The sequence below is a fragment of the Brevibacillus sp. FSL K6-0770 genome (assembly GCF_038000275.1).
Classification (GTDB): domain Bacteria; phylum Bacillota; class Bacilli; order Brevibacillales; family Brevibacillaceae; genus Brevibacillus; species Brevibacillus parabrevis.
This window is the reverse complement of the sequence record NZ_JBBOBQ010000001.1, coordinates 30,001-49,328: the sequence shown is the minus strand read 5'-3', so window position 1 is coordinate 49,328 and position 19,328 is coordinate 30,001. Positions and strand designations below refer to the sequence as shown.

General features: G+C 50.4%; 19 protein-coding genes and 1 other annotated feature (1 of these 20 running past the window's edge). Of the genes, 3 read left to right on the top strand and 16 right to left on the bottom strand.

Going from position 1 to position 19,328, the window contains the following annotated elements:
* Window positions 1–185: 185 nt before the first annotated feature.
* From NST23_RS00305 to NST23_RS00265, 9 genes are all read right to left on the bottom strand, one after another.
* Window positions 186–1,184 (bottom strand): histidinol phosphate phosphatase domain-containing protein, encoded by a 999-nt coding sequence (locus NST23_RS00305; protein ID WP_340962946.1) that lies wholly within the window; start codon window positions 1,182–1,184, stop codon window positions 186–188.
* Entirely contained in the window at window positions 1,178–1,978 is an 801-nt protein-coding gene (locus NST23_RS00300) for a DeoR/GlpR family DNA-binding transcription regulator (RefSeq protein WP_122966075.1), read from the bottom strand. Before NST23_RS00300 ends, NST23_RS00305 begins: the two co-directional genes overlap by 7 nt.
* Entirely contained in the window at window positions 1,962–2,984 is a 1,023-nt protein-coding gene (locus tag NST23_RS00295; protein WP_309539282.1) for an ABC transporter ATP-binding protein, read from the bottom strand. The genes NST23_RS00300 and NST23_RS00295 overlap by 17 nt, the downstream gene beginning before the upstream one ends.
* On the bottom strand, window positions 2,984–3,772 hold the full coding sequence (locus tag NST23_RS00290) for an ABC transporter permease (RefSeq protein ID WP_063230261.1): 789 nt from the start codon (window positions 3,770–3,772) through the stop codon (window positions 2,984–2,986). The genes NST23_RS00295 and NST23_RS00290 overlap by 1 nt, the downstream gene beginning before the upstream one ends.
* Window positions 3,769–4,614 (bottom strand): ABC transporter permease, encoded by an 846-nt coding sequence (locus NST23_RS00285; protein ID WP_173598248.1) that lies wholly within the window; start codon window positions 4,612–4,614, stop codon window positions 3,769–3,771. Before NST23_RS00285 ends, NST23_RS00290 begins: the two co-directional genes overlap by 4 nt.
* Window positions 4,615–4,650: 36 nt before the next feature.
* Window positions 4,651–5,490, bottom strand: coding sequence for an alkaline phosphatase family protein (locus tag NST23_RS00280; RefSeq protein WP_122966078.1), 840 nt, complete (start codon window positions 5,488–5,490; stop codon window positions 4,651–4,653).
* The gene (locus NST23_RS00275) at window positions 5,480–6,577 is read right to left on the bottom strand and encodes an ABC transporter substrate-binding protein (RefSeq protein WP_173598246.1); all 1,098 of its coding nucleotides are present in this window, start codon (window positions 6,575–6,577) and stop codon (window positions 5,480–5,482) included. Before NST23_RS00275 ends, NST23_RS00280 begins: the two co-directional genes overlap by 11 nt.
* Before the next feature lie 482 nt (window positions 6,578–7,059).
* A complete protein-coding gene (locus tag NST23_RS00270; RefSeq protein WP_340962943.1) occupies window positions 7,060–8,031 on the bottom strand; it encodes a hypothetical protein in 972 nt (323 codons plus the stop codon).
* A gap of 78 nt (window positions 8,032–8,109) precedes the next feature.
* The gene (locus NST23_RS00265; protein ID WP_267901892.1) at window positions 8,110–8,235 is read right to left on the bottom strand and encodes a hypothetical protein; all 126 of its coding nucleotides are present in this window, start codon (window positions 8,233–8,235) and stop codon (window positions 8,110–8,112) included.
* Between the two features lie 234 nt (window positions 8,236–8,469).
* On the opposite strand from NST23_RS00265, the gene NST23_RS00260 reads away from it, so the two are divergent.
* Window positions 8,470–8,838, top strand: coding sequence for a hypothetical protein (locus tag NST23_RS00260; RefSeq protein WP_340962942.1), 369 nt, complete (start codon window positions 8,470–8,472; stop codon window positions 8,836–8,838).
* A gap of 79 nt (window positions 8,839–8,917) precedes the next feature.
* On the opposite strand, the gene aceA is transcribed toward NST23_RS00260, so the two are convergent.
* From aceA to NST23_RS00230, 6 genes are all read right to left on the bottom strand, one after another.
* The gene (gene aceA, locus NST23_RS00255) at window positions 8,918–10,207 is read right to left on the bottom strand and encodes an isocitrate lyase (protein ID WP_173599959.1); all 1,290 of its coding nucleotides are present in this window, start codon (window positions 10,205–10,207) and stop codon (window positions 8,918–8,920) included.
* 33 nt (window positions 10,208–10,240) lie between these two features.
* Complete coding sequence (aceB, locus tag NST23_RS00250; protein ID WP_173598242.1) at window positions 10,241–11,848, bottom strand: malate synthase A; 1,608 nt, start codon at window positions 11,846–11,848, stop codon at window positions 10,241–10,243.
* A gap of 498 nt (window positions 11,849–12,346) precedes the next feature.
* A complete protein-coding gene (gene serS / locus NST23_RS00245; protein WP_173598241.1) occupies window positions 12,347–13,627 on the bottom strand; it encodes a serine--tRNA ligase in 1,281 nt (426 codons plus the stop codon).
* 49 nt (window positions 13,628–13,676) lie between these two features.
* Window positions 13,677–13,897 (bottom strand) — a binding site (T-box leader).
* A gap of 138 nt (window positions 13,898–14,035) precedes the next feature.
* Window positions 14,036–14,611, bottom strand: a complete 576-nt coding sequence (gene pdxT / locus NST23_RS00240) for a pyridoxal 5'-phosphate synthase glutaminase subunit PdxT (protein WP_122966892.1) — start codon at window positions 14,609–14,611, stop codon at window positions 14,036–14,038.
* Between the two features lie 10 nt (window positions 14,612–14,621).
* Window positions 14,622–15,506, bottom strand: coding sequence for a pyridoxal 5'-phosphate synthase lyase subunit PdxS (gene pdxS, locus NST23_RS00235; protein ID WP_122966893.1), 885 nt, complete (start codon window positions 15,504–15,506; stop codon window positions 14,622–14,624).
* A gap of 109 nt (window positions 15,507–15,615) precedes the next feature.
* Window positions 15,616–16,923 carry a D-alanyl-D-alanine carboxypeptidase family protein gene (locus NST23_RS00230; RefSeq protein ID WP_173598240.1) on the bottom strand — a complete coding sequence of 436 codons (1,308 nt, stop codon included), beginning with the start codon at window positions 16,921–16,923 and terminating at the stop codon, window positions 15,616–15,618.
* A gap of 202 nt (window positions 16,924–17,125) precedes the next feature.
* Between NST23_RS00230 and NST23_RS00225 the strand changes: the two genes are divergently transcribed.
* On the top strand, window positions 17,126–17,578 hold the full coding sequence (locus tag NST23_RS00225) for a hypothetical protein (protein ID WP_122966895.1): 453 nt from the start codon (window positions 17,126–17,128) through the stop codon (window positions 17,576–17,578).
* An 89-nt stretch (window positions 17,579–17,667) separates the two neighbouring features.
* Here NST23_RS00225 and guaB read toward each other — a convergent pair whose 3' ends face one another.
* Window positions 17,668–19,128: an IMP dehydrogenase gene (guaB, locus tag NST23_RS00220; RefSeq protein ID WP_122966896.1), complete on the bottom strand. Its 1,461-nt coding sequence runs from the start codon at window positions 19,126–19,128 to the stop codon at window positions 17,668–17,670.
* 167 nt (window positions 19,129–19,295) lie between these two features.
* On the opposite strand from guaB, the gene NST23_RS00215 reads away from it, so the two are divergent.
* Window positions 19,296–19,328, top strand: partial view of a YaaC family protein gene (locus NST23_RS00215; RefSeq protein WP_281869174.1) — the beginning only. 1,017 nt of this gene lie beyond the right edge of the window; 33 of the gene's 1,050 nt are visible here — the first part of the coding sequence; it begins with the start codon at window positions 19,296–19,298; its stop codon lies off the right edge, out of view.

The following is a 19,328-nucleotide window of genomic DNA, read 5'->3' as shown; positions in this document are numbered from 1 at the left end:
AAAACCTTGGCTTTCCAAGGTTTTTTCGCATCCCGAAAATGCTCCTGATCAAAACATGCCGCCAGTCATATCCAGACAATATATACGACCAGCGACCACCCCAAACCAAAAACACCAACCTATCCCATCTGTCCCATTCCAACTCCTACAAGCAACTCTCACCTGCAGCCTGCAATACCTGCCGCTTACCTAACCGCCTTCATAATCCGTCGACGCCCAGAAAAAGTAGCAACCTCCGCCACCCCCAGCGAACGAATCGTATCCAAATTCGCTGCCACATACTTTCCAATATCGTCGGGAAAATGCGCATCGGACGAGAGCGTCAGCGGCACGCCATGCGCCACCAGAACGTCCAGAAAAGCCGGGCTGGGGCACATTTCCTGAACGGGATAGCGGTAATACAAGCCCGCATTGATTTCGGTCGCTGTATTCGTTTCTTTCAAAGCAGTCGCGATCCTGTTGTAATGGGGCACAAGCTCCGCTTCCACAGGCCGATAGGAGAACACTTTCAAATTGTCCAGATGGGCGACAAAATCAAACAGCTCACTCCTGATCATACATTCAACCGTGTGGAAAAAGTCCGCATACAGCTGTTTCAGGTCATGCTGCTCAAACAACTGGCGTGTCTCGGGATTGTCAAAGCCCCACCCGTGCAAAAAGTGGACAGAGCCGATCACATAATCCCACGAAGCGCCAGCCAGCAAGCTTTCCAACTCTTTTTCCCCGCCGATAAAATAATCCGCTTCGATCCCCAGCCGCAACTCCACGCCGCTTGCCGACCAATGCGGCTTTGCTGCCTCAATCGCCGTGCAAAAGTCGCTGAGGCTCTCCGTGCATACCTGATCAAGCCAAGTGCGCTGCAAGCGACCCAAATCGGTATCGCCCAGCTCCATGTACCTTTCAAAGTAAGGGCGTGCTTCGCGAAAACGGTATAAATGATCGACAATCCCTACTTCTTTCAAGCCTTTGTTCAGTGCCTCACGCAAATACAGATCGATCCAGGCCGGGTCGTATGCCCCGCGAGACAAGCGGTTATTTAATCGCGCCATGCTGTCCAGCAGCCAGGCACGGGTATGTCGAGGTTGAGTTAATGGATGAAAGTGATCGAGGGCCGCATTGGTGCGGTCAAGCCAGCGCAGTGAATAGGGCCCTTCTTCCAGATGAAGATGATAGTCAATCAGCATGTGAAGTCTCTCCTTAGCGGATGTTCGCTTATCCAGGTAGTTTGAATGCCTGACGAAAGCCATTCATCCGGCATCGGCTGGTCACAAACGACCGCGCTGACATCCGGCCAGCCGCATATACGGGAAAATTGCGTTTGGCCGATTTTCGATGTGTCTGCCAAAACATAAACTTGCTCCGAGCGCTGTACCATCATGGTCGAACACAAAGTTTCTTCCATGTCGTAGTCGGTGAAGCCATCAGCGGTGATTCCTCCGCAGGAAATAAAAGCTTTGTCAAAATGAAAGCGCGAGAGCAGCTCGCAAGTAAACGCCCCGGCAACCGATTGTTGAGCCGGATGGGTCAGACCCCCCAGCATAATCACCTGGCCGTTGAATTGATTTGCTTCCAGCAACTCGTTCAACAAAGCGGCAGCAGGGAGCGAATTGGTGACGATCGTCAGTTGGTTGAGGCCCTTGATGGCACGTGCCAGCTCCAGTGTTGTCGTTCCGACATCGAGCGCGATCGTGTCTCCGTCAGCCAAAAGCTCTGCCGCGATTTGGCCGATTTTCGTTTTTGCCGCCTGTTGGATCGCTTGTTTCTTTTCAAAATGCGGCTCTCGTTTTGGCAAATGATAAGGGATCGCTCCGCCGTACACCCGTTTTAGCATGCGTTGCTGTTCCAACTGGTCCAGATCGCGTCGAATGGTCTCTGGTGTTACTGCCAGGCTTTTTGCCAGATTCATCACCTGAATTTTACCGTGTCGGTTCAGTTCGTCCAGAATCACTTGCTGTCGTTCTTCAGGCAATAGTGTCATAGAGCGGAATCACATCCTTGGGACATAAATACAATGTTTTGGTTGTGCCTGTCTGCTCGGACTCGAAGGACATGTGCAGCGTGTCCACCAGTACAGAAACATCGCCAATGTTCAGTTCGTAACGGGTAACGTTGCCGAGCATGGATACATGAGCAATCTTCCCGGTCAAGCGGATGTCTTCCGCAGTTACAGGCTGTTCACGAAATGTCTCGGGCCGGATGGCGAACCGCTCGGCTACCTCCCGAATGGACAGATCAGGCGCGATTTGGTTCAGCTGCTCGGCGCTCAGCACGTTGTAATTTCCAATGAAGCGAGCGACAAATTCAGAGTGTGGCTGGGTGTAAATCTCATGAGGACTGCCGTGCTGCACGATACGGCCGCCGTTCATGATGTAGATGCGGTCACTGACAGCCATGGCCTCTTCCTGATCGTGCGTAACCAGCACAGTCGTCATGTTCAGCTCGCGTTGGATGGTGCGCAGCTGTTTTTGCAAGTTTTTGCGAATCTGGGCATCCAGGGCACTGAGCGGCTCATCGAGCAAAAGCACTTTTGGCCGGGTAACCAGCGAACGGGCGAGGGCTACACGCTGCTGCTGGCCGCCAGACAGTTCGCGCGGATAGTTTTGCTCTTTTCCCGCAAGCCCGACCAGCTCGATCATTTCCTGGACACGCAGCCGAATATCCGCTTTCGGGACTTTGTTCATTTCCAGGCCAAAGGCAATGTTTTGACTGACCGTAAGATTGGGAAAAAGCGCATACGATTGGAACACCATGCCGATCTCCCTGTTTTTTGGCGACACGTCAGTCACATCTTTGCCGTCAATGTAAATCTTGCCCGTGTCAGGGGCAGTCAGACCGCTGAGGATGCGCAACAGCGTACTTTTGCCGCACCCGCTAGGGCCAAGCAACGCAACCAGCTCGCCTTTTTCAATCGCAAGGTCGAGTTGCTTCAACACGTGCTGGCCGTGAAAAGTTTTGGACATGTGTTCGATTTGGACGTAGCTCATCAGGAGACCTCCTTGCGTGCGAAGCTTCGGCGTGTGAATCTGACAATCAGGCTGGTGATGATCGCCATCAGGACAAAATAAGTGACAGTAATCGCGCTGGCGACATGCCCGCTTGCCGATAGCTTGTTGTACAAATACAGTTGCAGGGTCTCGTATCTTCCTCCCACGAGAATGTTGATCAGGACAAATTCACCGAACAGGATGGAGAACGACAGGAGCGCCGACACGAAAATTCCGGACATGATATTCGGCACGATAATCCGGACGAACGCCTGCCAGCGACTCGCACCCAGCAGCTCGGCCGCCTCCATCAATGAACGGGCGTGCAGGGCAAGCAGGCTGTTTCGCGTTCCTTGATAAAGATACGGAAGCAGACCGACCAGATACGCCCCGGCTGTAATAACGATCATCGGAATCCCGTTGCCTGAATAAGTACGAATCAAGCCGACCGCCATAATGACGCCAGGTACAGCGTAGGTCAGCATCACAAAAAGCTGAACCAGTTTCTCCATCCGGGGAGCGTAAACGACAATGGAGAAAACAGCCGGGACGATAATCACGACAGCAACAACTGTCGTCAAAAAGCTCAGCACAAAAGAGCGCCCGAATGCCTGCAAAAATCGGGGATCGCCATACAGCTCCGCGAACCATTTTAGCGTGAGCCCTTCCGGCAAAACCGTGCTGTTCCACTCGGTTGCCAGCGAATAAAGTACGGTAGCCGCTACAGGCAAAAACAAATACAGCATGACCAACGCAAACGACAAGGATGGCAAACCAATTCGCTTCAAGACAAATCCCTCCGAATCTTCCGCGTCAGCCACTCGTTCACGACCAGGGCGGCGGCAAGCGTCAGGCCGAGCAGTACGGCGAGAGCGCTACCCAGCTCCGGTCTGGCAAAAATGTCGCCGGAGACAAGCGCGCCAATCCGAATCGGCACAAGGTTGTAGTTGCTGCCCGTGAGCGCGTAGGCCGAAGCATAGGCACCCATTGCGTTGGCAAACAAAATGCTGAATGTGCCGACGATGCCCGGAAACAGTACCGGGAAACCGATTCGCAGCCAAAAATGCCAGGGACTTGCCCCGAGCAGCTCGGCCGCTTCCATCCACTGCTTCTGAATGGCGTGATACAAAGGATACAAAAGCATCACTGCCAAAGGCAGTTGAAAATAAACATAAACAAGCGTCAAACCGCTCCACGAATACAGAGTAAAAGACTGGCCAAAATCAATCCCCAGCTGCTTCGCAAGCAATACAAACAGACCACTATTCCCCAACAGAACAATAAAGGCAAAAGCGAGCGGAATCCCCGCAAAGTTCGAGGTTAGATTGGTAATGACAAGCACTCGCTGTTGCAGAGACTGCGGGAAACGGGTAATCGCATAGGCAGCGAAAACAGCAGCGATGATTCCGATAAGAGACGACAGGAACGAGATGAGCACACTGTTTTCAAAAGCCTGCAAGTAATATGGATTAGAAAAAATCTCCTGATAGTGGCTGATCGTAAAACCGCCGCCCCCCTCGGCCTGAAAGCTCCCCTCGATCATGGAAAGCAACGGGACGAGCAGAAACAGAGCGATCATCGCAAAGAACGGAATTGTCGTGACCAAAAGCATGCTGGCAAATCGTTTCATCGCAAAAGCTCCTTTCTGAGAGGAAAAGACGCCCCCTCAGGGAGACGTCTTACTACTCTGCCCGCATACGGTCAATGGCTGCATCGCTTCCGAAGGGGAGATGCCTAGCAACTGGCAGGCAAGCGGAGCCACCTGCAATTGCGGGATGACCTCCTCGCGAATGCCGGGAGATACTTGGTTGCTGATGACAAACAGAGGGACGTCCCGGTCAGCGCTGGAGGTGCCGCCGTGATTCCCATCCGCTGTCATCCCGTGATCGGCTGTCACGATGATTTGGTAGCCCGCATCCATCCACGCAGGAAGCACATTTGCCAGGATGGAATCTGCCGCCAGAACGCGGTTACGATATTGCGCAGAATCAGCCGTATACTTGTGACCGTCATCATCGATATTCATGGAGTGGACGTAGAGAAAATCCGGACGGTATCCATTCAGCAAAAAGTTGGCGTCAGCAAACAAGTGTGTATCCGGGTAATGATCCTCCCAGTAAAACATCCCGTTTTGGATCGGACTGTCCGTGTTCAGCTGGATTCGGTCGTGAAACGGACTGAACGGCGCTTTGTTGTACAGCTCGCTTACCCAGCCATAAGCGGCAGCCGCGTTGGACATCCCGTTTTTCCGCGTCAGGTGAAAAAGGCTCTCCTGGTGCGAAAGCCGCGCCGCCTGATTGCTGGAAATTCCATTTTTCCACGCAGGAGTTCCCGTCAACAGAACTTCGTACAAAGGACGAGAGAGACTCGGCAATTCCGAGCGTACCTGAAAGCGGGCCGCGATGCCGTACTCGACCAGATGATGCATATACCCCATGTGCGAGACAGCTGTGTCGAATCTCAGTCCGTCCAGCACAATCATGGCCAGCTTGTTGTTAGCGGACATGGATCAACACCTGCTCTTGCCAAAGCTGCGGCAGTTTTTTGGCCGTCGCTTCCCACGCAGCCAGATCACCTACAGGACGGGCATTTTTGTACATATCTTCCGGGAGCAGTTTCGCTTTGGCAGATTCATCAAGCTTGGCGTTCGCGCGGATAGGTCGAGCGTAGCCACGAGCCAAATTGGACTGGCCTGCGTCGGAGAGGATGTATTCACGAGCAAGCATGGCAGCGTGCGGATGCTTGGAGTATTTATTGATCAAAGTAGCGTACCCGCTGCTGACCGATGCTTCTTCCGGAATGAGGACATCAAAACGGTTTTTGTCGATTTTGTCCCGATACCCGAGTGCGTTGAAGTCCCACAAGATAGCGACTTCGACTTCGCCCTTCTCCAGGTTGGCCAGGCTAGGGTCGCTCGTGCTGAGTCGCTTGTTTTTGGCAAGTTCAGCGAAAAAGTCGACGCCTGGTTGGATATTTTTCTCGTCTCCCCCGTTGGCATAAGCAGCAGCCAGCACGGCAAACTGCGCTTGATTTGCCTTCATGACATCGCCGATCGCGATCTTGTAGTTTCCACTTTTCAAATCAGCCCAGGACTTCGGAGGATTTTGCACTTTTGTCTTGTCGGTGAGAAAAGCCAGCGTTCCGGTATAGCCTAGCACCCAGTGTCCTTCGTCATCTTTTGCCCAGGCGGGAATGTCGTTCCAGTAAGAGGTTTTGTAAGGAAGCGTCAGCCCTTTTTGCTTGGCTAACGGTCCAAAAGCGATGCCCACATCGCCGATATCTGCTGTGGCATTATCTTTTTCTGCTTCAAACTTGGCCAATTCTTCTGCGCTCGACATGTCGGTATCCATATGCTTCAAGCCGTATTCCTTCTGGAGATTGCCCCAAGTCTCCCCCCAGTTTGCCCACGTGTCCGGCATCCCTACAGAGTTGACTTCGCCCTCCTTCTTCGCTTTTTCTACGATTTGATCCAGGGTCAATTGCGACGCATCCAGAGCAGTGTCTGATTTCGTCTCGGTGGCGCATCCGGCAAGCAGAAAAAAGGATGTCATGACAACAACGGTTCGTTTCCAGCTCAACTGGTTCCCTCTCATCTTTAAGGCCCCTTTTCGTTTTTATTTGTGTTTGATCTTTTGGTTTTTTCGCTTTTAATCGTAAACAACCAAAATGAAACTGATATAAATGGGTTGTTAAGAAGCTATTAAGACTGTGTGAAAAAGCGAAGGGAACGCAAAAAGCGGCTCTCTGACTGCTAGAGAACCGCATAAAAACAAGAGTTGCAATTGGATCGTACTCTTTCGCAAAACAGTCGCTGACTTTTTTCAGCTTGATCAGTGCCATGCGTTTTGCTTTGTGCTCTCGGCAACGCGCTACAATCCGTACCCACATTTTTGATGTCCATCAAATGTGTGCGTTTCTAGTAGGACAAACGCCGTTCCCATTTTGCCTTGCCAACCTATACTACTCGTATAACCATACTTTTGCCATGTGAGGTGAGACAACCATTGGCGAAAAGAAAGCTTTCCAAACGGTGCCGAATCAAACGAAGAAGACGATGCCGCAGGAAGTGCAAGTGTCATAAAAGAAGGGTTAAATGTTTGAAATCGCGATATCGCTGCAAAAGGCGACGGCGGCGTAAATGTCGTTCCAGGAGGCGGCGTTTCCGCTGTATCATTGCCAAATCCATCGACAAATCGGTCAGCTCCAGTGATGCCACTGTCAACTCTGATACGGACAGCGAAGCTACAGCAAATGAAACTTCGACCAGCAACAGCAGCTCCACCAACAACTCCGATACTGACAGCGGCTCTACTGCTACCGAAACCTCCACCAGCAACAGCAACTCTACTAACAACTCCGACACTGACAGCGGCTCTACTGCCAACGAAACTTCAACCAGCAACAGCAACTCCACCAACAACTCCGACACTGACAGCGGCTCTACTGCCAACGAAACTTCAACCAGCAACAGCAACTCTACCAACAATTCCGACACCGACAGCGGCTCTACTGCTACCGAAACCTCCACCAGCAACAGCAACTCTACCAACAATTCCGACACTGACAGCGGCTCTACTGCTACCGAAACCTCCACCAGCAACAGCAATTCTACCAACAATTCCGACACCGACAGCGGCTCTACTGCTACCGAGACTTCGACCAGCAACAGCAATTCCGCCAACAACTCGGATACAGATGCGACCTCATCCTCCGGGCCAAGCACCTCCACTACGGGTGACAATTCGTCCACCAGCAACAGCGACGCTACCAACTCTTCCGATACCGATGCGACTTCTTCTGCCGGGCCAAGCACCTCCACTACGGGCGACAATTCGTCCACCAGCAACAGCGATGCCACCAACTCTTCCGATACCGATGCAACCTCTTCCGCCGGGCCAAGCACTTCCACTACGGGCGACAATTCATCTACAAGCACCAGCGACTCGGACAATACATCGGATACCGATGCCACAGCCACTACAGGCGACAACACAACGACCAATACCAGTTCGGCAGATAACTCTTCCACAAATGACAACAACAGCAACGCCAACAGTACCCTTGATTCTACCAGCTGCGCCCGCAATGACTCGGCCAACCTGAGCACTTCCAATAATACTTTTAATCACGACAGCGCTCTGACCAGCACAGCAAACGGGATCGCCAGCTCTGCCAACAACTCCGCCAATACGATATCCAACGGAAATTCCTTCACGGTAGGAAACAGCACTTTGATTAACTTCAGCGACAACACCGTTCTGCTCCTGTTATTGCTACAGTTAGTCAAATGCTTTTGCCCACCCAACCAGGGAGGCGGAAGCAGCGCTTCTCCTTGTGGTTGTATCGAAGGGGGCAGCTCATTCGAATCTTTGCTTCAAAAATTGCTGGAGAAAGAAACGCAAAATCGCGAAACCATCCTCAATCTTTTGCAGCAAAACAATCATTCCAACAATTGAAGTCGTTTAAGGAAGGAGAGGGACAAAACATGGCATCGACGAACCATTCCTCCAACTACTCGACAACGCGCTTCGTTCTGTCGCGAAGAGGGACCGATTCCTCTTTGACCATCATGATTAACAACCGGAGCGCTAACGATCGCAGCCTTAACCTGAGGGTGGAAGACGCAGATACAAAAGAACCACTCATCGCATACACAAACGGCATTCCCATCGATCAGACAGTGCTCATTCCAGCGGGTAGCGTAGAAGCACTGCAAATCGACCTCAACGAAACAACTAGCCGGATCGCACTGGAAGTCTCCAATCCATCCTCTGGAGGGGGAATGTCCGTGCGGCAAAGCAGTTCGTCGCGTAGCGGCCCAGACAACCAGCAAATCGAGCTTACCCTAAAATAAAATGGGGAGGCACACAAACCTATCGGCAAAAAATGAAGGACTAGGAGGCATTCCCCCTAGTCCGTTTTTGTTTCATTGATTACTGGTGCGCAAACTGCTCTTCTTCTGTCGAACCAGTCAGTGCTGTGGTCGAGGAAGTTCCGCCGGCAATCACTTGTGCAATCTCATCGAAATAGCCGGTACCAACTTCACGCTGATGACGAGTAGCTGTATAACCGTTCACCTCTGTGGCAAATTCAGCTTGCTGCAATTCGGAGTAAGCAGCCATTCCACGATCGCGGTAGCCGCGTGCCAGCTCGAACATGCCGTAGTTCAACGCATGGAAGCCCGCAAGCGTCACGAATTGGAACTTGTAGCCCATCTCGCCCAGCTCTTCCTGGAAGCGTGCAATCGATTCCTCGTCGAGTTTTTTCTTCCAGTTGAACGAAGGCGAGCAGTTGTAAGCGAGCAGCTTGCCTGGGTACTGGGCATGAATCGCTTCGGCAAATCGGCGTGCTTCGTCCAGATTTGGTTCGGACGTTTCGCACCAGATCAGATCGGCATAAGGTGCATAGGCGAGTCCACGGGCAATCGCTGCATCCAACCCGCCACGCAGACGGAAAAATCCTTCTGGCGTCCGTTCGCCTGTCAAAAACGGCTGGTCTTGCTGGTCAACGTCGCTCGTGATCAGGAATGCGCCGTTAGCGTCTGTACGAGCTACAATGATAGTCGGCACTCCCATGACATCTGCTGCCAAACGGGCCGAAATCAGATTGCGGACAGCAGCCTGCGTCGGGATCAAAACTTTTCCGCCCATATGTCCGCATTTTTTCTCGGAAGCCAGCTGATCTTCAAAATGCACACCTGCTGCCCCCGCTTCAATCATGCTTTTCATCAATTCAAACACGTTCAGCGGTCCACCAAAGCCCGCTTCGGCGTCAGCGACAATCGGAGCAAACCAATACGTATCTGTGCCGCCTTCGGACTGATCAATCTGGTCAGCACGCTGCAATGCCTGGTTAATTCTTTTCACAACATGAGGAACGCTATTCGCCGGGTAAAGGCTTTGGTCAGGATACATTTGTCCGGAAAGGTTCGCGTCAGCCGCTACTTGCCAGCCGCTCAGGTAAATGGCTTTCAAGCCGGCCTTTACCTGTTGAATCGCCTGATTCCCGGTCAATGCCCCCAACGCCTTGATATGATGCTCTGTATTCAGCAAGTTCCACAGCCGCTCCGCTCCGAGACGAGCCAGTGTGTGCTCGATTTGAACCGAACCACGCAGCCGGAAAACGTCTTCCGCCGTGTACGTCCGGGTAATCCCTTGAAAACGCTCGCCCTGCCAGCTTTGCTCGATCTGTTGAATAGCTTCCTGTTTTGTTTGTTTGCTCATTTACGTTTCCCCCACCCATTTTTATTGTTTTATTTAGAGATAGCGATAGCCCGGCACAGTCAGAAAATCTTCAAAATCGTCTTCCGTCACCAGCCTCAAGAAAAGCTCGCCCGCGACCTGGAATTTGCTGTTTTCATAACGCTCCTGGCCAATCGCTTGTTTCAACGCTTGCAATTCTTCACTCAGCCACTGTTTCACCAAGCCTTCCGTGATCTTTCTGCCATCCTGAAGAACGCCATGTCGATGACGAATCCAGTGCCATACTTGTGCACGGGAGATTTCTGCCGTCGCCGCGTCCTCCATCAGATTGTGGATCGGAACAGCCCCAAAGCCACGAAGCCATGCCTCGATATATTGCAAACCGACACTGATGTTGGTACGAACGCCTTCCTCTGTGATCGTGCCTTCGGGTACAGCCAGAAGGTCGCTCGCCTGCACCTGCACGTCCTCGCGCTTATACCAGATCTGGTTCGGCTCTCTCATCAAACGATTGAAAACCTCCATGGCAACTGGCACCAATGCCGGATGAGCTACCCATGTACCATCGTGCCCGTCGTATGCTTCCCGCTCTTTGTCGGCACGTACTTTGGCAATCGCTTCTTCATTTTTGACCGGGTCGTTTTTCACCGGAATTTGCGCTGCCATTCCGCCAATGCAAGGTGCCTGGCGTTTGTGGCAAGTCTTCACCGCCAAAGTGGTGTAGGCTTTCATGAACGGAACCGTCATCGTCACTTGTGCCCGGTCAGGCGTAATGACATCCGGGCTATTGCGCAGCTTTTTAATGTAGCTGAAAATGTAATCCCAACGCCCGCAGTTCAATCCCGCACTGTGCTCGCGCAGCTCATACAAAATTTCATCCATTTCAAAAGCAGCGAGAATCGTTTCGATCAGCACCGTCGCACGAATCGTCCCCCGCGGAATATTCAGTTCCTCCTGGGCGAAAACAAACACATCGTTCCAGAGGCGCGCTTCCAGATGACTTTCCAGTTTCGGCAAGTAAAAATACGGGGCCGTCTTGTTCGCGATCAAGGCATCGACGTTGTGGTAAAAATAAAGCCCAAAGTCGAGCAGGCTGCCGGAAATCGGCTGTTGGTCAAGGAGTATGTGTTTTTCATCGAGGTGCCAGCCACGCGGCCGTACGATCAATACAGCCGTCTTCTCATTCAGGGTGTACTGTTTTCCTTCCGGGCTGGTGTATGATATGTTGCGGCGAACCGCGTCCTTCATGTTGATCTGTCCCTGGATCGAGTTTTCCCATGTAGGCGAATTGGCATCTTCAAAATCGGCCATGAACATGCGAGCGCCTGAGTTCAGCGCATTGATCACCATTTTGCGGTCGCCAGATGGCCCGGTGATCTCCACTCTTCGATCCAAAAGATCATGCGGCAGTGGAGCAACCGTCCAATCTCCGTTGCGAATCTCGGCTGTTTCCGGCAAAAAGTCAGGCAGTTGTCCCGCATCAATTTTCAGCTGACGTTCCTTGCGATCGGCAAGCAGTTGCTGCCGTCTGTCGCCAAACTTTTGTTCCAGCTTGATCACAAATTGAACCGCCTCTGGCGTGAGGATGTCCTGATAGCCGGAATGCATCTCGCCAGTGATCTGAATCTCCAGCGGATATGGATTAGTTGGAATCGTAGTCAAAACTGGTCACCATCCTTGATAACGTCCGAATTATTATGGTACAGATTCGTTTTCGAAAAGTTATTATAGTACAGTGGGTGCAAAAAAAATGATCTAATCCTGATATCCGCTGCCGCTGCAATGACTGCAACTCACATGCCCATCTCCCAAACAATGATGGCAAGCCGCTCCGTTGTCATCGTGACCAACGCCTCCACATCTTGGGCAATTTTGTTCGCCGTTTCCTTCACACCGATAGCAGTCCATTTTCTTTCCCTCCATATCTGTATTAAAACAATATTCTTTAAATTTGTTTTTATTATATAACAGACACTAATACAGCGCAACACAATTTTCAAAAAAATCACACTGTATTAGAACACATTTTATCAAAACATGCCCTTGTCCTTGATTTACAGCTCTTTTTGGCAAAAACAAAGCAGCCCCTGACCCGTCAGAATCAGAAGGCTGCTTTGCTTTTCCATATGCTTTTATGCTTTTATGCGTTTCTTTGCTCGCTTATTTCGGGGAGATTTTTTCTACTCCACCCATATACGGACGCAAAACTTCCGGAATGGTGATGGAACCGTCTTGTTCCTGGTAGTTCTCCAAAATGGCTGCTACTGTACGGCCGATCGCAAGACCCGATCCGTTCAAAGTGTGCACAAATTCCGGCTTCGATTTTGTATCGCGGCGGAAACGGATATTGGCACGGCGAGCCTGGAAGTCCTCGAAGTTCGAGCACGACGAGATTTCCCGGTACGTATTGTAGCTTGGAATCCAAACTTCCAAGTCGAATTTCTTCGCCGCAGTAAATCCGAGATCTCCGGTACACATGCTCAGCACGCGGTATGGCAGTCCAAGCAGCTGCAACACCTTCTCCGCATTTTTCACCAGTTTATCCAGCTCATCGTAGGAATCTTCCGGTTTGACGAACTTCACCAGCTCGACTTTGTTGAATTGGTGCTGACGAATCAGACCGCGCGTGTCGCGCCCTGCCGAACCTGCTTCCGAACGGAAACAAGCACTGAACGCCGTATAGTATTTAGGCAAGTCTGCTCCATCCATGATTTCGTCGCGGTGCATGTTCGTCACTGGCACCTCTGCGGTAGGAATCAGGAAGTAATCAGGACCTTCCAGTTTAAAAGCATCTTCTTCAAACTTAGGCAATTGTCCGGTTCCGGTCATGCTCGCACGGTTCACGATGAATGGCGGGATGACTTCTTCATATCCGTGTTCATTGGAATGGAGATCCATCATGAAGTTCATCAACGCCCGCTCCAGACGCGCTCCCAGTCCTTTGTAAAAGACAAAGCGGCTTCCGGTTACCTTCGCTGCCGTTTCAAAATCGAGAATCCCTGCCTGGCTGGCTACTTCCCAGTGTGGTTTCGCCTCAAAACCAAAGTTGCGAGGCTCGCCCCACGTCCAAGCCACCACGTTGTCATCTTCCGAAGTACCAATTGGTGTGCTTTCATGTGGCAGGTTAGGCAGGCTCAGCAAAATCAGTTCTTGCTGTTCATCCAGCCCACGCAGTTCCTCATCCAACGCTTTGATGCGCTCATTTACTTCTTTCATTTCCGCGATCAAATGGTCGGCGTTCTCTTTGTTCCGTTTCATGATGGCTACTTGCTCAGATACCGTGTTGCGTTTATTTTTCAGAGCTTCCGCTTCCTGAATGACTTGACGGCGCTTTTCGTCCACTTCTGCAAACTGATCCAGAGCGGAAATATCTTCGTTGCGATGCGCCAAACGGCGTTTTACTTCTTCCAAATCCTGACGCAATACTTTTACGTCCAACATGTTCGAATCCCTCCGAATCGATAATAAAATGCAAAAAACACCCGTCCCCATAAGGGACGAGTGTTGTATACCCGCGTTGCCACCCTCGTTGATACACGCCAAGACTGCACATGTATCCACTCAATCCGTCGTAACGGGACGGTTCCGGACAAAGTTCATTCCTTTGCCACTCCGAGATGGATTCCCCCACAGACCGGATCGGTTTGCACCCACCACCGACTCTCTGCACCAGATTCTTCATGAGGTACTTGTTCTCATCATCGCATTCTCATTCATGCATACTTCTATTGTTAACTGTACTACAGGTTCTATACGTATGTAAAGGCTACTCCGCGATGATCTTCATACAAAAAAAGACCGGCATCTTGTTCATGCCGATCTTCTTTCGAGGATGTTTATTGATTGGCTTTAGCTTCTGTACTCTTTGACCATTTCGAGGAAATATTTGTGCAGCCGTGCATCTTCGGTCAATTCCGGGTGAAAAGCAGCCGCCAGGTAGTGACCGTTTCGGGCAACGACGATCTTTTCATCGTACTTGGCAAGCACCTCAGCATTTTCTCCGACTTCTACGATGTAAGGAGCGCGGATAAACACTGCCGGGTAATCTGCACCGACACCAGCTACGGGCATTGTGACCTCGAAGCTTTCTTTTTGCCGACCAAACGCGTTCCGCTCCACCTTGATATCCATCAGCCCCAGATGGCACTCATCCTGCCCCTGAATCTGCTTGGCCAAGAGAATCGCTCCCGCGCAAGTGCCGAAGATTGGCTTTCCGGCGCTTCCGAACTCACGAAGCGCATCCATGAATCCGTACTTATGCATCAGCTTGCTGATCGTCGTGCTCTCTCCGCCTGGGAGAACCAATCCGTCGAGGTCTGCGAGTTCCTCTGCTTTTTTGACAGGAACGGCTGTCGCCCCTGCTTCCTCCAGCATGCGCAAGTGTTCTGCCACAGCCCCTTGCAGCGCGAGTACACCGATTTTCATTTGACTCACCTTACCAGCCGCGCTCTTGCATGCGATCAGCTTCGCGGATTTTGGAAATCTCGATTCCCGTCATCGCACTGCCCAAGCCTTTTGATACGCGTGCGATCAGCTCGTAATCTGTGTAGTGGGTAGTTGCCTCGACAATTGCCCGCGCGAATTTTTCCGGATTTTCCGATTTGAAAATACCTGAGCCGACGAATACGCCGTCAGAGCCCAATTGCATCATCAGTGCCGCATCTGCCGGGGTAGCTACGCCACCAGCCGCGAAGTTCACGACAGGCAGTTTGCCAGTTTGATGTACTTGTTCCAGCAGTTCGTATGGAGCACCGAGATTTTTCGCTTCTGCCATCAGCTCATCGTAAGACATCGCCTGCACTTTGCGGATTTGAGCCATCATCGTGCGCATATGGCGAACTGCCTCTACGATGTTCCCGGTCCCTGGCTCACCTTTTGTGCGGATCATGGAAGCTCCTTCTCCGATGCGGCGAAGCGCTTCGCCCAGATCACGCGCACCACATACGAACGGCACAGTGAAGTCTTTTTTGTTGATGTGGTACAAATCATCGGCTGGGGTCAAAACTTCACTTTCATCCAGGTAATCTACACCCATTGATTCCAGTACGCGGGCTTCGACAAAATGTCCGATACGAGCTTTTGCCATAACAGGGATAGAAACAGCGTTCAGAACTTCCTCCACAATGCCCAGATCAGCCATACGGGCTACTCCGCCAGCAGCACGGATATCAGAAGGTACGCGTTCCAGCGCCATAACAGCTACGGCGCCAGCAGCTTCAGCAATCTTTGCTTGCTCAGCATTTACGACGTCCATGATAACGCCGCCTTTTTGCATCTCAGCCATACCTTTTTTTACGCGGGACGTTCCTACTTGTACCATATGAAAATTCCCCCTACATCATGAAGTCAGAACCGTAACTGTTATGCTCTGTTATGGTTCCTTGTTACCGTCATTGTAAACGATAGATGAGGGGGAAAACAACTATTATTTAATTTCCTGTTCCACTACTGAACAAGTTGCTGAAAAATTGAATGATGCTGCGGAAGAACAAACGAATCCAGCTCGCCTCTTCCACCTCTTGGCTTGCCACTACATCCACGCCTGCTTTTGCCGCGTCTTCCGGCTGGAGGTAATCGGTGTCTTTTGCCCCTTCTTCTTTCAGTACGAGCTTACCGATTACTTGGCCTTGCTTGATTGGCGCGTTCAAGTCTTGGAAGGTAACTGTTGGGGTGAATTTTGCTTCCCCGCCAATTTTGGTCAGTACGTTTACTTCGCTGCCTGTTACTGCTGGTACTGTCAGTTCTACCCCGTTCTTTACAGGTGCAGTTTCAAAGCCTTTTACAGAAGCATTCTTGTCCAACTGCTTGGTTAATTTGAAATTGCTGAAACCGTAGTCGTAAAGCTTTTTGGTTTCTACGAAGCGCTTTGTTTTGCTGTCTGTTCCCATGACAACAGAAATCAAGCGCATGTTATCACGAACGGCCGTACCAGTAAAACAATTGCCTGCTGCTTGGGTATAACCAGTCTTTAATCCGTCTACACCTTGATAGTAATTCGGGAGATCAGGCAGCATCCAGTTGTTATTCGCCATTTTCAGCTCATTTTTAGAACCGGGACGGAACGTAAACCGTGGGATCTTGGATACTTCCAAAGCTTCTGGGAAATCACGAATCAGGTTTCTAGCGAGGATGGCCGAATCGCGAGCAGACATCAGGTTTTCCACTTGATCTGTCTTAACGGAATATGGTCCCAACTCGTTGGCTGGCAAACCGCTAGATGTTACGAAAGACGTGTTTTTCATACCAAACTCTGCAGCCTTCTTGTTCATCATCTGCACGAAGTTTGCTTCACTGCCCGCAATCTTTTCAGCAAGCAGTACAGTTGCGTCATTAGCAGAAACGACAGCCATCGCATTGTACAGCTCTCTGACTGTGAAGGACTCACCTAGATTTAGGTATACGCCAGACGTATCGGAGATTCTTGCCACATAGAAGGCATACTCACTTACGGGCACCTTCTCATCCCAGCTGATTTTCTTCTCCTTGATTGCTTCTTGCACCAGGTATTCCGCCATCATCTTACTCATGCTGGCAGGTGGCAGTGAGGCATCTGGATTCATACTGTACAATATTTTTCCTGTTGATGCCTCTAATAGAATGGCAGATTTCGCTGCCAGTTGTAGATCGGCTGCAGGTGCTGCATCGGCCTTCGTCGCCGCTCCTCCCATTGCGGTTGCAAACACTGCGAGAGAAAGGATCAGACCTGTCAGTCGCTTTTTCCATGTTGTTCGCTTCATAGTTTCTTCTCACTCTCCAATTCTGTCATAAATTCATACGGTAATTGAGCACCAAGTGTAAGTTTAACATACCATTACGATCTCATTGAAGTCCAAATAGACTCATTAGTAGGTAATTGATTGGATATATAAAATATAATTGAAATTAAATTATATTATGGTATAAATGGCAATATATTCAATATTTAAGGAGGCTTATCTCGTGAATAAGGTTTTATACACTTTTGCTTCACTCGCTCTTGGTTTGGTTGTTATGAATCCAGTTTCTGCTCATGCCGCAGTCGAAAAAAGGAACACCGATTCCCTAGTGGAACAGCAAACTAAAAAGGATATTAGTACCATGAGCATTGAACTTGACTGGAGGTCTTTCAGCGTAACACAGGGAGGTACATATATTGGCCGTGACACATTCCATCTCTTTGGAAAGGCTAACGCTGGATTAGATGCTTCAAATAGTAACTGCGATGTAACAGTTTACATCGAAAAATTAAGCGAGAATGGAAAAGTAGAGAAAACAATTAAATTAGGAAGATTAACTGCGCCAAAAGGCAATACTGATTATACCGACCCAGTATCTGTCGTCCCAGGGAACTATCGCCTCAAGATAGTAGGAAATATTGCCTCTGACGGAGAAATCGCTATTTATAGAAGATAGCTGTACGTTAACTGCGACCAGTTTTTAAATTTTTGCCTACAAATTAAATAACCCCCCTTTCTTTCTAGAAGGGGGGATTTTCTTATAAACTAAGAAATCGAGTAGTTCGGCGACTCCTTGGTAATTTGCACGTCATGTGGATGGCTTTCACGCAAGCCGGCTCCCGTGATCCGGACGAACTGGGAGTTCTGGATCAAGTCCTCGATCGTATTCGCTCCGCAGTAACCCATCCCTGCACGCAAACCGCCAATCAGTTGGTAGGTCACATCTGCCAACGGCCCTTTGTAAGGAACGCGGCCCTCGATTCCTTCTGGAACAAGCTTTTGTTCGTTCTCCTGGAAGTAACGGTCTTTGCTTCCTGCTTTCATGGCGCCAATCGAGCCCATACCGCGGTATACCTTGAAACGGCGGCCTTGGAAAATCTCAAATTCGCCTGGGCTTTCTTCCGTTCCGGCAAACAGACTGCCGATCATGATCGCAGAAGCGCCAGCGCCGATCGCTTTTGGCAAATCGCCGGAGTATTTAATACCGCCGTCGGCAATAATTGGAATATTGTACTCGCGAGCTACCTGGGCACAATCGTGAATCGCGGTAATTTGCGGTACACCGATACCTGCTACGACGCGAGTAGTACAAATGGAACCCGGACCGATACCGACTTTTACAACAGATGCGCCAGCTTCGATCAGATCGCGGGTAGCTTGTCCTGTCGCAACATTTCCCGCTACGATCGTCAAGTTTGGATACTCTTTGCGAATGGCTTTTACGGTTTCGATTACACCTTTGGAGTGTCCATGTGCTGTATCGACCACCAGGACATCCACACCTGCCTGTACAAGCGCCGCTGCACGCTCGAACGTATCAGCAGATACACCGACCGCCGCGCCACACAGCAAGCGTCCCTGTGGGTCCTTGGCTGCCTGCGGGTATTGAATCGCCTTCTCGATATCTTTAATGGTGATAAGTCCGCGCAAAATATTGTTCTCATCAACCAGTGGCAGCTTTTCAATCTTGTGCTTTTGAAGAATCGCTTCTGCTTGCTGGAGCGTTGTTCCTACAGAAGCAGTCACCAGATTGTCTTTTGTCATCACTTCTTTGATTGGTGTGGAGTAGTCATGAACAAAGCGCAGATCACGGTTGGTCAAAATCCCGATAAGATGCTTTTCTTCATCGACAATCGGCACGCCGGAAATGCGGTATTTGCCCATCAGAGCATCCGCTTCTGCTACTGTATGATCCTGGCTCAAAGAAAACGGGTTGGTAATGACGCCACTTTCCGAGCGCTTTACGCGATCTACCTCGCTCGCCTGCTGCTCAATCGTCATGTTTTTATGGATGATGCCAATGCCGCCTTGGCGGGCCATCGCGATCGCGAGTGCTGATTCTGTTACCGTGTCCATTCCGGCACTGATCAAAGGAATGTTCAGACTAACTGTCTCGCTGAGCTTTACCCGAAGATCGACATCTCTTGGCAAAACCTCGGATTTTGCTGGGATAAGCAGCACGTCATCAAATGTTAGTCCTTCTTTGACAAATTTATCTTCCCGCACAGTAGAAAGCCCCTCTCGGCAAATATTTTAAGACAGTGTAACAAACGGCATAATTTACTGTCAAGGAATGTGTAAAACGTTCGGGTATAGAGTGTATTAGACAGATAAATCAAAAAAATAACGAGTGCAGATAATCAGATCACGAAAGTTAATGAAAGGTGGTTGCAATGAACTCTGAATGGAACCTGTTCCGCTATTTT

Coding starts and splice junctions, on each gene's coding strand:
- NST23_RS00275 (WP_173598246.1), bottom strand. CDS start 6,577: ATGAGAGGGAACCAGTTGAGCTGGAAACGAACCGTTGTTGTCATGACA.
- NST23_RS00280 (WP_122966078.1), bottom strand. CDS start 5,490: ATGTCCGCTAACAACAAGCTGGCCATGATTGTGCTGGACGGACTGAGA.
- aceA (WP_173599959.1), bottom strand. CDS start 10,207: ATGAGCAAACAAACAAAACAGGAAGCTATTCAACAGATCGAGCAAAGC.
- pdxT (WP_122966892.1), bottom strand. CDS start 14,611: ATGAAAATCGGTGTACTCGCGCTGCAAGGGGCTGTGGCAGAACACTTG.
- NST23_RS00300 (WP_122966075.1), bottom strand. CDS start 1,978: ATGACACTATTGCCTGAAGAACGACAGCAAGTGATTCTGGACGAACTG.
- serS (WP_173598241.1), bottom strand. CDS start 13,627: ATGTTGGACGTAAAAGTATTGCGTCAGGATTTGGAAGAAGTAAAACGC.
- NST23_RS00230 (WP_173598240.1), bottom strand. CDS start 16,923: ATGAAGCGAACAACATGGAAAAAGCGACTGACAGGTCTGATCCTTTCT.
- NST23_RS00285 (WP_173598248.1), bottom strand. CDS start 4,614: ATGAAACGATTTGCCAGCATGCTTTTGGTCACGACAATTCCGTTCTTT.
- pdxS (WP_122966893.1), bottom strand. CDS start 15,506: ATGGTACAAGTAGGAACGTCCCGCGTAAAAAAAGGTATGGCTGAGATG.
- NST23_RS00260 (WP_340962942.1), top strand. CDS start 8,470: ATGGCATCGACGAACCATTCCTCCAACTACTCGACAACGCGCTTCGTT.
- NST23_RS00305 (WP_340962946.1), bottom strand. CDS start 1,184: ATGCTGATTGACTATCATCTTCATCTGGAAGAAGGGCCCTATTCACTG.
- NST23_RS00295 (WP_309539282.1), bottom strand. CDS start 2,984: ATGAGCTACGTCCAAATCGAACACATGTCCAAAACTTTTCACGGCCAG.